Raw genomic sequence first — 14505 nt, forward strand, 5'->3', positions numbered from 1 at the left:
TGCCCGTGCCCATCGTCCGCTGGGGCTCCCTTCGCCCGCACACCCGCAGGGCCAAGCCCGCAGAAGGACACGAGAGATGAGCCACCGCCCCGATCCCGTCGTCACCACAACACAGGGGGCCATCCGCGGTCTGCACCTACACGACGGCATCGCCGCATTCCTGAACATCCCCTACGCCGCTCCTCCCCACGGCGGCGGCCGGTTCGCACCGCCCGAGCCGCACACGTCATGGAACGGCGTGCGGGACGCCCGCATGCCGGGCCCCAACGCACCGCAGTCCGAGCGCAAGCTCGGCAGCATCGACATGTCCCCGTACTTCGGAACCGGTTGGAGCCGCGGCGAGGACTACCTCACCGTCAACGTCTGGACGCCCGCTGTCATGCGCGGCGGCCTTCCCGTGATGGTGTTCGTCCACGGTGGCGGCTTCGTCGCCGGCTCGACACGGTCCGCCTTGTACGACGGAAGCGCCTTCGCCCGCGACGGCGTCGTGCTTGTCACACTCAACTACCGGCTCGGCATCGCCGGTTTCCTCGACCTGCCCGAGGCGCCCGCCAACCGCGGCCTGCTGGACGTCGTCGCCGCGCTGCACTGGGTGAACGAGAACATCGCCGCGTTCGGCGGTGCTCCGGACAACGTCACGCTCTTCGGCCAGTCAGCCGGGGCGACCATGGTCGGCGGCGTCCTCGCCGCCCCCGAGGCGGCAGGGCTCTTCCGCAGGGCGATCGTGCAGAGCGGCAGCGGCCTGGGCGCCTTCACCACCGAACAGGCCGCCCGCGTCACCGCCGCTGCCGCCGAGGCCCTCGGCATCAAGCCGCACGTGGACGCCTTCGCGGAGATCCCGGACGAGCGTCTGGTGGCCGCCGCCGCCAAGCTCGCCGGGATCGCATTGGAAACCGCCACCCACCGCGACCCGATGATCGGCCTCACCCCCTTCGGTCTGGTCCTGGACACCCAGCCCGCCGTATCCGTCGCTGCCGGACAATCGTCCGACGTCGACCTGCTCGTCGGGACCAACGCCGAAGAAGGCCGCCTCTACCTGGTCCCCGTGGACAGGTTCTCCTCCTCGACCGCCAAGGATCTGGAGGAGACGGCGGCGCGCTCGCACCCGAACCCGGCCCGGCTCATCGAGACGTACCGCACGACGCGTCCCGACGCGTCCTACGGCGAGCTGCGCTCAGCCATCATGGGCGACGCCTTGTTCGGCGTGGGCAGCCGGGCCCTGGCCGATGCCCATGCTGGTCGGGCCGGGTCCGCCACCTTCGCCTACGAGTTCGCCTGGCGCTCGCACGCCCTGGACGGAGAGTTCGGCGCCACGCACACGGTCGAGTTGCCCTTCGTCTTCGATCTCACGCACCTGCCCCGACTGCACGGCCCCGCCGCCCTCCTCGGCCCGGACCGGCCCCCGGCGGATCTCGCGGCAGACGTACACCGAACGTGGGTCCGGTTCGCCAGGACCGGTGACCCCGGCTGGGACCCCTACGACACCGAGCGCAGGGCCACGATGCGCATCGATGCCGAGTGGACCCGAGTCGACGACCCCCACGGCCGCGAACGACAGGCGTGGAGCTGATGTGTGTGCCCCAGAGCGCGTTTGAGCAGTTCAGTGGGCTTGGCGTAGGGGTTCGGGGCCGAGCCGGGCGGCGGGTCGTCCACGGACGGTCCCGGGTAGGTCAAGACGTGGCAACCCGGGGGGACCGCTCACGGCCTCCCCAGGCGATACACCCCACCGCCGCCACACACAGCGCACCCCCGGTGACGAGGGCGGCCGTGCCCGACCAGGCGCCGGCGACCAGTCCGCCCCGCATGTTCCCGAGGTCGGGCCCGGCCTGCCCGACGATCTGCTCGGCCGCACCGACCCGTCCGAGCAGGGCGTCCGGCGTGTGGAGCCGTACGACCGTCCCGCGCGAGACCACCGCCACGGTGTCGGCCGCACCGGCGACCACGAGGCAGCCGAGCGCCGCCCAGGGGCGCGTCGCGAGCCCGAAGCCCATCAGCGCGACCCCCCACAGCGCGGACCCGCAGAACATGACGGCCCCGGGCCGCGCCCGCCGCGTGAACGCCCCGGACAGCACCGACGCCGCGATCCCGCCGACCGCGATCGCGGTGAGGAACAACCCGAGGGTGCGCGGACTCCCGCCGAACCGTTCGGCGTTGACCAGCGGGAAGAGGCTGATCGGCATGGACAGCACGGTGGCGGCCAGATCCGTGAGCAGGGCCGCGCGGACCACCGGGGTGCGGGCGAGGAACGCCAGGCCGTCGGCGATTCCGCGCAGCCCGGGCCGGGCCGGGGCACCGGCGCCCGCGGCCGTACCCCGGGGCGAGGGAGGCAGGCCGTACAGCCCGTACAGCCCGGCAGCGAAGGAGACCGCGTCGACCAGGTAGCACCCGCCGACGCCCCACGCCCCGATCACCAGCCCGCCGAGGGCGGGCCCGACCAGCATCTGCGCCTGGAAGGCGACCCGGTTGAGCGCGAGCCCGGCGGCGAGCGACTCCTTGGGCAGCAGTTGCGGCAGGAACGCCCCCGCGGCGGGCCCGGAGAACGCGCCGAAGGACGACTGCACGGCGAGCAGCCCGAGGACGGCGGCGACCGGAGCGGGCCCGGCGAGCCCCTGAACGGCGAGCAGCGCCGAGCACACCGCCTGGCCGGCGGCCGCCAGCAGGCACAGCCGCCGCCGGTCCACCCGGTCCGCCACCGACCCGGCCCACAGCCCGAGCACGACCACCGGCAGTGCCTGCGCCAGCCCGACCGTGCCGCTCCACACGGTGCTGCCGGTGGTCTGCCACACCTGGTACATGACGGCGACGAGCGTCATCTGCCCGCCGAAGCCGGAGACCGCCCGCCCGGTCCACAGCCGCCGGAAGACCGGGGAGGCGCGCAGCGGCGCGGTGTCGACCAGTAAGTGCCTCACTGCCATTCCGGGTCCTGTGCGAGCTGCGCGGCGATCCGGTCGTAAAAGCTGCGGCGGGCCAGCGCGGCGCGCATGTCCTCGACCACGCGGCTGAGCGGGTACGGCAGTTCCGCCTCCAGCTCGGCGCTCGCCCGCTCGGTGGCCCGCCACTCCGCCGCCAGCCGACCCGTCAAGCGCTTGGCCTTCGCGGTCAGCGTCACCTTCTTCGTCCGCGCGTCCGCGCCCGGCACGGTCCGCACCAGCCCGGCCGTCCGCATCGCCGCGACCTTCTGGCTGACCGCGGAGTGCGTCAGGCCCACGGACGCGGCGAGTTCGGTGATCGTCATGGGGCCGCGCGCGTGCAGCCGCAGCAGCTCCCCCACGTGCGTGGGCCTGATCTCGCCGAGCGCCGCCGCCGCGTAGATCCGCGCGATGTCGTCGTCCATCTCGCGCATCAGCACCCACAGCGGCCGCCACAGCCCCTCCTCGCTGGGGTCGCTACCCGCCGCGCTCCCGGGCACCTGCTCCTTGCCGTCCATTCCACGAATGTAACAGCACTTATATAAGCACTGTCAAAGAGCGGCCGGGCGACGGAGGCGGGTTCCTAGCTCCCGCCGCCGGAGGCTGCGGGGGACGGCGTGGCGGGGCGCGGGCAGGACGAGGGGGAGGTGCGGGTGAGCTGCCAGCCGGGGGCGGTCACGACGATCCGGACCGGCTGCCGGGTGGGTTCGGGGGACACCTCGCCCGGGAGTGTCGCGGCGGCGGGGAGCGCCGAGGGCCACGCTTCGGCGGCGGTGCAGGCCAGTTGCTCCATCGCGAGCGCGTCGAGCCGGGGCCCGGCGGAAGGCAGCCGCACGGTGACCGTACGGCCCTGCACGCTCACCGGCGCGGCTACCGAGTACCGGGGCAGGTGCGTGGTGAGGTCGGGGCGCCCGGCGGCGGCGGGCCCGGCCAGCAGCAGGTCCACCGCCGCCGCCTCCGGCTCCGCCTGGTCCGGCACCGTGTGCTCGGCCGCCTGGAGCCGGCCGTCGGCGTCGAGGAAGTAGACCAGCGCGACGCGCACCGCGGCCGGGCCGCTGGGCAGCGCGTCCGCGGGCACGCCCACGTCGATGACGCCGGTGGTGGGCACCCCGCACCCGGCGAGCAGCGCCAGCGCGGCGGCGCCCGCCGTACCGGCCGCGCCGGCGTGCCACGCCCGCACGCCTCCTGCCCCGCGCCGTACCCTCACGTGTCCTCCCCCGCCGGCACACCCGCGGGCACACCCGCGGGCCGCTCCGGCAGCTCCGGCAGCTCCACCGTGAAGACGGCGCCGCCGCCCGCCGCGTTCTCCGCCCGGACGGCCCCGCCGTGCAACCGCACGTTCTCCGCGGTGATCGCCAGCCCGAGCCCGCTGCTCTCGCTCCGGGTGCGCGCCGAACTCGCCTTGTAGAACCGATCGAAGACGTGCGGCAGCGCCTCCGGCGCGATCCCGGGCCCGCCGTCGGCCACCACCAGCCGCACCCCGGGCGGTTCCGCGTGCCGTGCCAGCGTCACGCTGACGGGCGGGGCGCCGTGCCGCAGCGCGTTGCCGACCAGGTTCGCCACCACCACGTCGAACCGCCGCGGGTCCACCGCCAGCCGCAGCTGCTCCGGCCCGGGCAGCCGTACCTCCACGCGTTCCTGCCAGCCGCGCGCGGCCAGCGTGCGCCGCACCGACTCGGCCAGGTCGATCTCGTCGAGGTGGAGTTCGGCCGCGCCCGCGTCGAACCGGGAGACCTCCATCAGGTCGTTCACCAGCCGCACCAGCCGCTCGGTCTCCTCGCTGATCAGCCGCACCGCCTCGGCGGTGCCGTGCTCCAGGCCCGCCGCCTCCTCGTCCAGCACGTCGGTGACCGCAGACATCGCGGCGAGCGGCGTGCGCAGCTCGTGCGAGACGTCCGCGGCGAACCGCCGGGCCTGCGCCTCCATCCGGCGCAGCTCGGACACCGAGCGCTCCAGCGCCACCGCCGTCTCGTTGAACGCCGCCGACAGGTCGGCGAGTTCGTCCGAGCCGTTGACGCTGAGCCGGGTGTCGAGGTGCCCCGCGGCCATCCGGCGGGTGGCCTGGCGCAGCGCCCGCACCGGACGCAGCACCCCGCGGGCGACGAACAGCGCGAGCAGCACCGCCAGGCACAGCGCCGGCAGCGCGGCGCGCTCGACCGACCCGACCAGCGCGGTGACATAGCGCTGCTCGGTGGTCTGCGGCACCACGAGGTAGCAGGCCAGCCCGGACGCGACCCGCCCGCCGTCCCCGGTGCCGTAGACGACGGGCAGGCCGACCACCAGCGAGGAGCTGCCGCCGGTGTGCACGCGCTGGAAGACGGCGACGTTGCGGGTGCGCACCGACTTCCGCAGTTCCGCGGTGAGTTCGGGGAAGCGGTCGCCGGGCTGCGAACCGGCCCGCAGCCCGCCGTAGGTGGCCAGCACCCGCCAGTGCTGGGAGCGGTGCGTGGCGGCGAGGTTCTCCACCAGCGCGGTCAGATCCTGCTGCCCGGGCCGGGACGGGATGCCAGGGGTCAGGGCGTCCACGCTGTCGCGGAACTGGTTGACGACGGTGTCCTGGCTCTGCTGGAGCACACCGGTGCGCGCCTCGCGGAAGGTCAGGGCTCCGGTGCCGAGCGCGCTGACCGCCGCGATCAGGGCGAAGCCGGCGACGAGGCGGAAACGCAGGCTGCGTACGGCTCCGGGCATCCTGGCCATGGCGTCCGGCCGACCTCACACCGCGCGGAAGCGGTAGCCGAAGCCGCGCACCGTCTCGATGCAGTCCTGGCTCCCGCCGGACGCGCGGGAGTCGTCGGAGGCGGCGCCGGCAGCCGGGCCGGATGCCGCACGCGCGCCCGGCCCCGAGCGTCCGCCGCTGCCGCTGCCGCTGCCGCTGCCGCCGAGCTTTCCGCGCAGCCGCTTCACACACGCGTCCACCAGCCGCACGTCGCCGTGGTAGCTGTGCTCCCACACCTGTTCCAGCAGCTGCTGGCGGCTGAGCACCCGTCCCGGGGACGCCGACAGCGCCAGCAGCAGCCGCAGTTCGGAGGGGGCGAGCGGCACCGGCCGGCCGCGGTAGGTGACGGCCATGGCGGTGCGGTCCACCACGAGGTCGCCGTAGGTGCTCGGCGCCGGCCGGGTGCGGCCGGCCGCGTCGGGGTCGGCGCGGCGCAGCACCGCGCGTATCCGCGCCTCCAGCACGCCGGCCCGCACCGGCTTGACCACGTAGTCGTCGGCGCCCGCCTCCAGGCCGACCACCACGTCCACGTCGTCGCCGCGGGCGGTCACGATGATGATCGGGACCTGGTGGTGGTCACGTATCCGCCGGCAGACGTCGAGCCCGCGGATGCCCGGCAGCATCAGGTCGAGCACCACGACGTCCGGCCGGTAGGGGCGCAGGAGGTCGAGCCCCTCCTCCCCGGTGGGCGCGGACTCGACGGTGTGCCCGCGGTGCCGCAGCGCTACTTCCAGGCCCCGCCGGACGGCGGGGTCGTCTTCGATCAGCAGGACGCGGGGCACGCGCATCAGTATGTGGTCGCCCTGCGGGCGAGCGGCACGCCGGGACCACTCCCGGGGCAACTGTTGCAGAACGGTCACACGGGCCGCGGGCCCTCCCACCGCCCCCCAGCAGGCACATCAGGCCGACTGTTACGGCTTCGTGACCGCGCGGGCCAGAGGTCATCATCTCCGGGCACGAGCCTGGAGCCGTTACGCACCGTACGCGGCCGCCCGGTCCCCCTCCCCCGCCGCCGTGGCACCGGTGCGCCGTCATGCCGTAGACCGGAGAGGACATGGAATGGGCACCAGGGCACGCAGGCGGAGGGCGACCGCACCCGCGGGCAGGGGCGCGGGCAGGCGGGCACCGGCCCGTCGCGGCCCGTATCTGCTCTTCGGACTGGTCTTCCTGGCGCTGCTCGGGGTGACGCTCGCCACGGTGCGCTCGGGCGGCCAGGCCCACGCCGGCACGTCGGCGGCAGCCGATGGCGGCGCGGACCGTACGGCCGGGAGCGGTGCCCCCTCGGCCGGGGCCACGGCGCCCGCGGCCGGCTCGCCGAAGACCTCCGCACCGAGGACCTCGGCTCCTCAGACCACGGCCCCGAAGACCACGTCGCAGGCCCCCACCACCCAGAGCGTCCCGGCGCATGGCTCGGGCAGCTTCACCACGGCCGACGCGTCGGCGAAGGCGGTCGGCCACGGTGATATCCGCCGCTACGAGGTGCAGGTCGAGGGCGGCACCGGGGTCGCGTCGCAGGCCGCGGCGAAGGAGATCCAGGACATCCTGGCCGACTCGCGCGGCTGGACCAAGGACGGTCGGGACGGCTTCCAGCTCGTCTCGTCCGGCCCCGCCGACTTCGTGATCAAGATCGCCACCCCGGACACGGTGGACGCCATCTGCGGCGCCGCCGGCCTGCACACCCACGGCGAGGTCAACTGCGACGTCGGCGCGACGGTGGTGGTCAACCTCAAGCGCTGGCTGCTGGGTTCACCGCAGTTCCCCGGGCCGATCGAGGACTACCGGGCGCTGATCATCAACCACGAGGTCGGCCACCGCATCGGCCACGGCCACGAGGGCTGCCCGGGCGCGGGCAAGCTCGCGCCGGTGATGATGCAGCAGATCGACGGGCTGCACGGCTGCAAGGCCAACGCCTGGCCGTACGACAGCAAGGGCCGCTACATCCAGGGCCCGTCGGTCGCCTGACGGACCGATCGCCTTTGCGGGCACGGCAGTTGGCGGAAAGTCCCGCCGGCGCTCAGCGCAGGGGGCCGAGCAGCCGGGCGTACAGGTCGAGCAGCGGTGCCGACTCGGTCTGCCAGGACCACTGGCGCAGCACCTCCACCTTGTCGTACGCCTTGCGGTAGCGGCGCGGGTTGGTCAGCACCGCGCCGACCGCGCGGACGAAGTCGGCGGTGTCGCCGGCCCGGAACACCTCGCCGTTGCCGGCCTCGAGGGTGGCCGCGGACATCGCCCGCACGTCGGAGACCACCACCGGCAGCCTGGCGTGGGCGTATTCGTAGTAACGGGTGGCCAGCACCGTCTGGTGGTACGGCAGTTGGTGCACCGGCAGCACCCCGATGTCGGCCGAGGACAGGAACGCGGGCACCTCGGGCACCGGCACGTACGGCACCACGTGCAGCCGGGCGTGCACGCCGATCTGGGCGGCGCGGTCGCGGAGTTCGGCCAGGTACGGGTGGTCGGGGTCGGGCACGACGAAGGCTGCGTGCAGGTCGTAGAGCTTCGGCAGCGCCTCCACCACGGTGGACGGGCCGCGGTCTGGGGTGACCGGGCCGGTGTGCACCAGCAGCGGGACGTCCGGCCCGAGCCGGCAGCGGGCCCGCACCCCGTCGTCGCGCCCGGCTGGCGGCGCGGTCATCGGCGGGGTGTTGCGGACCACCGTGGGCAGCGTGGACAGGTTGTGCCGGACCAGCAGTTCACCGGCGAGGCGGTCCCCGACGGTGACCACGCCGTCGGCCTCGCGGGCGTACGAGCGCAGCAGCGCGTCGTCGGCGACGGCCGCCCGGCGGGTGGCGGCGGGGATGCGCGGCGGCGCGTCCCACACCACCTCGATCCGGTGGCCCGCGCCCTCCGCGCGCAGCGCCGCCCGGATCGCCAGGGCCAGCGCGCGGTGCCCCAGCGCGTGGATCAGGTGCGGGCGGACCGCGTCGAGCACCGGCCCATACGCGACCTCCTCGTCCAGCAGGGACGGGTCCAGCCGCCGCCAGGCGCGGCGGCCCAGGAGCAGGCGGGCGAGTTCCGCGGCGAGGTCGTCGAGGCGGGTGTCGGGGCTGCGGCGGCGCTCCACCGCGGCGCGGTACTGGGCTCCCCGCAGGCCGGTCCAGCCGGCGCGTACCGCCAGCCGCGCCGACGTCAGGCCGTGCCCGGCCCGGGCGAACGCCTGGAGCGGCAACGGGCGGTGCACCACGTCGAGTTCGGCGGCCCGGGTGGCGCCCAGCAGGCGGTGCGCGGCCAGCAGGGCGGTGCGGCGCTCATAGGACTCCGCGGCGCGGTAGGCCAGCGGCCAGCGCAGGCCCGGGCGCGGGCGGCGCTCGCGGTGGGCGCCGAGCGCGGCGCCGGCGGCCACTTCCCTGACGGTGACCTCCGGTTGGGTCTGCCGGGTGGTCGCCGCCGGGCCGGCGCCGACCAGGGTGACGGCGTACCCGGCGGAGTTCGCCGCCGCGGCCACGCGCAGGGCTCGGGAGTCGCCGTCCAGTACGCCATCCGTCACGATCGCCACGCGCAGCGTCGGCCGGGCTGAGGGCTCCGCCATTCCCGTATCCGACCCTACGGAGGTGAACGAACGCGACCCTCCGGGTTGCCTGGAGCTGTCGGCTCCGGGACCACCTGCCGGTGGGGGGTTCCCTCCGGGCTGCCCCGTCCGCTGAGTGCCGGGACCTGACGGCCTGTCGTGGCTTGTCGCGCAGTTCCCCGCGCCCCTGCGGGCGCGAGCTTCTTTCGCGGAAGAGCCGAGCAACACAGGGGCGCGGGGAACTGCGCGAACAGCCCACCACCGGCGGGTGGTCCCTCAGCCGACAGGACACACCACCCCGGGGGGTCAGGGGCACCCCGCTTACGTGAGGTTGTGGAGGGTGCGGGCCTTGTCGGTGATGTCGGTGAGGAAGGTGTGGGCGCGGGGGGAAGCCGCGGTGGTGAGCCACTCCTGGTCGATGTCGCAGACGGTGATCGTCACCCCGGTGCCGGCCAGCGCCAGCGGCAACGTGTGCACGACGGTGGAGGGGAAGGAGAGCACCGCGCGCCCGATCGGCCCGCGGCGGGCGACGAGTTCGAGCGGCAGGTCCGGCCGTACGATCTCCAGCCCGGTCTCCGCGGCGAGCCGGTGGAGCTTCGCCGGGGCCTCCCGGCGGTGCGCGAAGTACCGCCGGGCACCGTGGCGTTCGGCGAGCCCGCGGACGACGGCGAGGTAGCGGTCGGGGTCCACGACACCGGTCTCGACCAGCGAGGTGCCGATCAGGTCGGTGCCCGCGAGGGTCCGCGGCGGCCCGAACCGCCCCCGGGTCCAGGCGAACCGGTTGGCGCGCAGCGCCATCCCGGGCGGCGGCGTCGCCGGCATCGCGCTGAACAGCTCGATCCGGGAGCGCCGCCGGGGGGTGAGCCGGCGGCGCGCGCTGCGGGCGAAGACGCCGAACGCCACGTCCGCCGGGGAGCGCCGCTTCCCGCTGCGGTGCCAGCGCACCAGCTTCCCGCGCCGCGCCAGGATCTCGGTGAACTCCATGGTCGCGGTGCCGTCGTCGACGACGGTGATGTCCTTGGCCCGGCACAGCGGCAGCAGCACCTGCACCAGCCGGGAGAACGGGTCGCCGATCACCAGCCGCTTCACCCGTATCAGGGTCGGTGCCAGCGCGAACGCGGTCCGCAGCAGCCCGCCGCGGCCGCCGCGCGCCTCGTACCACCGCACCGACGCGCCCTCGTCCCGGGCGAGTTCGGCCATCCGCCGCAACTGGCCGCGGCTGGTGGGGTCGGCGGGCGAGAGCACCACCACGGTCAGCGGCGCGACCTGCTCACCCGGTGCGGCCGGCGGCCGGACGTGGGCCCACTCCAGCACGTTGAGCAGCTGCACGGGCGACTCGACGAGCGCGACGGCACCCGGTGGGGCGGGCCGGTCGGCCATTCGGCTTCCTTTCGGTGGGCGGCCGCACGCGTCCGCCGTCAGCTCGGCCCGCGCCCGCGTGCGGCTCCTTCCGCGGAGGGAGCCGCACGCGCGGGCGCGGGCGATGGGGTTGGTGCCCGGGCGGAGCGGTCAGACCGTCGCGTCGGCCGTCTGCTGCGCCTCGGTCTCCGCCTCGGCCACCACGCCGGCCACCCGGCGCAGCTTCTTCATCGGGCCGATCTCGCCCTCGTAGACCTTCTTCACGCCGTCGCCGAGCGAGGTCTCGATGATGCGGATGTCGCGCACCAGGCGCTCCAGGCCCTGGGTCTCGACGGAAGCGGCCTGGTCCGAGCCCCACATGGCGCGGTCGAGGGTGATGTGGCGCTCCACGAAGACCGCGCCGAGCGCGACCGCGGCGAGCGTGGTCTGGAGGCCGACCTCGTGGCCGGAGTAGCCGACGGGGACGTTCGGGAACTCGGACTGGAGGGTGTTGATCATGCGCAGGTTGAGCTCTTCGTGCTTCGCCGGGTAGGTCGACGTGGCGTGGCAGAGCACGATGTTGTCGCTGCCGAGCACCTCGACCGCGTGGCGGATCTGCTTCGGCGTCGACATGCCGGTGGACAGCACCACGGTGCGGCCGGTGGCGCGCAGCGCGCGCAGCAGCTCGTCGTCGGTGAGGCAGGCCGAGGCGACCTTGTGCACCGGCACGTTGAACTTCTCCAGGAACTCCACCGAGGGCACGTCCCACGGGGAGGCGAACCAGTCGATGCCCCGCTTGCGGCAGTACTCGTCGATGGCCCGGTAGCCGTCCTCGTCGAACTCGACGCGGTGCCGGTAGTCGATGTACGTCATCCGGCCCCAGGGGGTGTCGCGCTCGATCTCCCACTGGTCGCGCGGGGTGCAGATCTCCGGGGTGCGCTTCTGGAACTTGACCGCGTCGCAGCCGGCGGCCACGGCCGCGTCGATCAGGGCGAACGCGTTCTCCAGGTCGCCGTTGTGGTTGATGCCGATCTCGCCGGTGATGTACACGGGCTGGCCGTTGCCGATGTGGCGGGAGCCGACGGCGCGGAGGTTGGCGGGGAGCGTGGTGGTCACGGCGTGTTCCTTCACTACGGGGGTTGGGACTGGGGGTTGGCGCGGGCCGGAAGCCCGGGGGACGCAGGAACCGGAAAGGCGAGGGGAGTTCGGGGCGGCCGGGCTCAGCGGGCGAGCGTGGGGCCGAGCAGCCAGGCGGCGATCTCGCGGATCGCGCCGTCGCCGCCGTCCCGGGTGGTCACCGCGCGGGCGGCGGCGCGCACCACGTCGTGGGCTCCGGCCACGGCGACCGGCCAGCCGACGAGGCCGAAGCACGGCAGGTCGTTGACGTCGTTGCCCGCGTACAGCACCCGCTCGGGGGCGATGCCCTGCTCCTCGCACCACTGCTTGAGCGCCAGGTCCTTGCGGTCGATGCCGTGCAGCACCGGCACCTGGAGCTTGCGGGCGCGGGCGGCCACCACCGGGTTGGTCTCGGTGGACAGGATCAGCACGGGGACGCCCGCGCGGCGCAGCGCGGCGATGCCGAGGCCGTCGCCGCGGTGCACGCTGACCGTCTCGTGGCCGTCGGCGTCGATCAGCACCCGGTCGTCGGTCTGGGTGCCGTCGAAGTCGAGGACGACCGCGTCGACGTCGTCGCGGCGGGGCGTGGTGACTCCGGCGTCGAGCAGCGGGGCGAGGGCGCGGGCCCGCTCCAGGTCGGCGGGCTCGTCGATCTCCAGCACCCGGGCCGGGTCGGTCCACACCAGGCTGGTGCGGCCGAAGAAGCGGTGCCGGGCGGCCCGGAAGCCGTCGGCGCGGAAGCCGTAGGCGGCGCCGGTCTCCAGCAGGTCCTGCGGGCGGTCCTGGCGGCGCGGGCGGGTGGACTTGTCGTGGTTGACGCCCACGCCGTTGCCGCGGAAGTCGGCGCTGCCCGCGCCTTCGGCGCCGTGCGAGCCGTGCGAGCCGCCGGCCGCCTCGGCGGCGTCCGGGCCGTCGGCCCGCCAGACGAAGCCGTGGAAAGGCGCGACGGTGTGCGCGGTGTCGGCTCCGCCCTCGGTGATCGCCTCGACCACCCCGTCCAGTTCCTCGCCGGTGACGAAGGGGCTGGTGCACTGGACGAGCAGCACCACCTCGGCGGCCGCGCCGCTCATCGCCTCGTAGGCGTCCATCGCGTGCAGCACCGCGGCCTCGCTGGTCGCGGTGTCCCCGGCGATCGCCGCCGGGCGCAGCACCACCTCGGCGCCCGCCGAGCGGGCCACCTCGGCGATCGCCGGGTCGTCGGTGGAGACCACGGTCGCGGTGATCCGGCGGGCGGCGGCGCAGGCGCGCACCGCGCGGGCCACCAGCGGCACCCCGCCGACCGTCGCCACGTTCTTGCCGGGCACGCCCTTGGAGCCGCCGCGGGCGGGGATCACGGCGAGGACCCGCGCCTCGCCGGCCGACGCGCGGGACGGCTCCCCCGCGGACGTGATCGTCTGGGTCATCGTGCGGCTCCTGTCGTGGGGGTCGTGCGGGCCGCGGTCGCGGCGGGACGCGCCGCTTCGGCGCGTGCGGGGCGCACCGGGGTGCGCGGACTCGTACGGAGGCAGGTGTGCGCGCCGGGCGGCGGCGTCCCGCCGCGCCCCGGGCCCGCGGTGCGCGGCCGGCTCACAGCTGGCCCCAGCGGCGGATGGCCGGGGCGACGCGCTGCACGCCCTGGCGGTAGGCGGTGCGGGCGGACTTGCGGATCATCCGGCGGGCGGCCTTGCGCACCCGGTTGCTGCCGCCGGCGGCGGTGGCCGCGCGGACCGCGGGCAGGCCCTCGGGGTCCAGGCCCTGGCGGGCGAGGATGCCGGGCAGGTAGCCGGGCGCGGTGCGCAGCGTGTAGTAGGGGGTCAGCCGCGGCAGCCGGCCGGCGGCGAGCAGGGCCCGTACGCGGGCCCGCAGGTCGGCGTACGGGTCGCCGAGCGCCACCCCGTGGGCGGCGGTCCAGTCCGGGTCGGCCTTGGGCAGTTCGCCGTCGTCGAGCTGGTCCCAGGAGGCCAGGCAGCCCGAGCCGAGGAAGTGGTGGTTGCCCAGCGGCTCGCGGATACCGAGGTCGGTGAGGATGGCCGTGGGTATGCCGCGGTAGAGCGACTCCAGCGCGGCGGTGGAGCTGACCGTGACGAGCAGGTCGGTGCGGTCGAGCACCTCGCCCATTGCCCCGTAGACCAGCGAGACGTTCGCCGGCGGCTCCAGCGACTGCATCAGGTGCTGGTAGGGGTGCTCCTCGACGTGCGTGGTCTGCTCGCCGGGCATGCTGCGCAGTTTCACCAGCACCTCGCGGTCGGGGTGCCGCCGGGCGTGCTCGACGGCCCGGCGCAGCAGGTACAGCCGGTCCGGGCGCTCGGCGGGCGCCGACGGCTGCACCGCGAAGGTCACGGTGAACGGGGTGTTCGGGTCGCGGCGGTAGGGCGCGCCGTCCAGGAACGGCAGCGCCGTCTCCACGATCGCGCCGGTCGGGAAGCCGACCCCTTCGTACACCGCGCGGAACCGCAGCGCGTCGTCGGTGCTGTTGGCGAGCACCACGTCGGCGCCGGCCCGCAGCAGCAGCCCGTCGGCGAGCTTCTCGTAGACCACGCCGACGTAACCGGTGACCACCACCGGCCGGTTGGCGTGGCCGCGCCAGGCACGGTCCAGGCCGTGCAGGAAGCACTGGATGGTGCCGCCCACGCAGGAGATGACGAGCACGTCGCAGGTGTCCGCGCTGACCTCGGCGAGGATCTCGGCGGTGGTCTGCTCGGTCATCGAGTCGGCGGTGATGCCGAGTTCGGCGAGTTGGCGCTGCGTGGGGGTGGCACGGCCGCGGAGGAAGCGGGCGTCGATCCGCGCGTCCGGCGCGATCCGACGCGCGGTCAGCGCACCCCACTTCCAACGGGTGTCCGAATCGGCGATCACCGTGACCCGCAGGGGCCCTGACGTACGTTCTGGCACATCGCAGACAGTAGGAAGCAGGTGGGTGGAATGGACTAATCGAAGGC

12 protein-coding genes are annotated in these 14505 nt (G+C 74.8%); 2 read left to right on the plus strand and 10 right to left on the minus strand.

Translation table 11 applies throughout. The features are described 5' to 3' along the window. Positions 1–76 precede the first annotated feature (76 nt). Positions 77–1570 carry a carboxylesterase/lipase family protein gene (locus WA788_RS27650; RefSeq protein ID WP_335981767.1) on the plus strand — a complete coding sequence of 498 codons (1494 nt, stop codon included), beginning with the start codon at positions 77–79 and terminating at the stop codon, positions 1568–1570. Between the two features lie 100 nt (positions 1571–1670). On the opposite strand, the gene WA788_RS27655 is transcribed toward WA788_RS27650, so the two are convergent. From WA788_RS27655 to WA788_RS27675, 5 genes are all read right to left on the minus strand, one after another. Further along, positions 1671–2915: an MFS transporter gene (locus WA788_RS27655; protein ID WP_335981768.1), complete on the minus strand. Its 1245-nt coding sequence runs from the start codon at positions 2913–2915 to the stop codon at positions 1671–1673. After that, on the minus strand, positions 2906–3427 hold the full coding sequence (locus tag WA788_RS27660; RefSeq protein ID WP_335981770.1) for a MarR family winged helix-turn-helix transcriptional regulator: 522 nt from the start codon (positions 3425–3427) through the stop codon (positions 2906–2908). Before WA788_RS27660 ends, WA788_RS27655 begins: the two co-directional genes overlap by 10 nt. 65 nt (positions 3428–3492) lie before the next feature. After that, the gene (locus WA788_RS27665; protein WP_335981772.1) at positions 3493–4089 is read right to left on the minus strand and encodes a GerMN domain-containing protein; all 597 of its coding nucleotides are present in this window, start codon (positions 4087–4089) and stop codon (positions 3493–3495) included. A 23-nt stretch (positions 4090–4112) separates the two neighbouring features. Then, positions 4113–5606 (minus strand): HAMP domain-containing sensor histidine kinase, encoded by a 1494-nt coding sequence (locus tag WA788_RS27670; RefSeq protein ID WP_335981774.1) that lies wholly within the window; start codon positions 5604–5606, stop codon positions 4113–4115. Between the two features lie 15 nt (positions 5607–5621). Further along, positions 5622–6407, minus strand: coding sequence for a response regulator transcription factor (locus WA788_RS27675; protein WP_335981776.1), 786 nt, complete (start codon positions 6405–6407; stop codon positions 5622–5624). 277 nt (positions 6408–6684) lie between these two features. On the opposite strand from WA788_RS27675, the gene WA788_RS27680 reads away from it, so the two are divergent. Continuing rightward, on the plus strand, positions 6685–7587 hold the full coding sequence (locus WA788_RS27680; protein ID WP_335981778.1) for a DUF3152 domain-containing protein: 903 nt from the start codon (positions 6685–6687) through the stop codon (positions 7585–7587). A 52-nt stretch (positions 7588–7639) separates the two neighbouring features. Here WA788_RS27680 and WA788_RS27685 read toward each other — a convergent pair whose 3' ends face one another. The 5 genes from WA788_RS27685 to WA788_RS27705 form a co-directional block, all read right to left on the minus strand. After that, positions 7640–9154, minus strand: coding sequence for a glycosyltransferase (locus WA788_RS27685; RefSeq protein WP_335981780.1), 1515 nt, complete (start codon positions 9152–9154; stop codon positions 7640–7642). Between the two features lie 300 nt (positions 9155–9454). Beyond that, complete coding sequence (locus WA788_RS27690) at positions 9455–10513, minus strand: hypothetical protein (RefSeq protein WP_335981781.1); 1059 nt, start codon at positions 10511–10513, stop codon at positions 9455–9457. Positions 10514–10642: 129 nt separating this feature from the next. Continuing rightward, positions 10643–11587 (minus strand): N-acetylneuraminate synthase family protein, encoded by a 945-nt coding sequence (locus WA788_RS27695; protein ID WP_335981783.1) that lies wholly within the window; start codon positions 11585–11587, stop codon positions 10643–10645. Between the two features lie 104 nt (positions 11588–11691). Further along, complete coding sequence (locus WA788_RS27700; protein WP_335981785.1) at positions 11692–12990, minus strand: acylneuraminate cytidylyltransferase; 1299 nt, start codon at positions 12988–12990, stop codon at positions 11692–11694. 163 nt (positions 12991–13153) lie between these two features. After that, complete coding sequence (locus WA788_RS27705) at positions 13154–14458, minus strand: DUF6716 putative glycosyltransferase (RefSeq protein WP_335981787.1); 1305 nt, start codon at positions 14456–14458, stop codon at positions 13154–13156. Positions 14459–14505 lie beyond the last annotated feature (47 nt).

Origin of the sequence: Streptomyces sp. CA2R106, assembly GCF_037034245.1 — a bacterium.
In the GTDB taxonomy this organism is placed as follows: domain Bacteria; phylum Actinomycetota; class Actinomycetes; order Streptomycetales; family Streptomycetaceae; genus Actinacidiphila.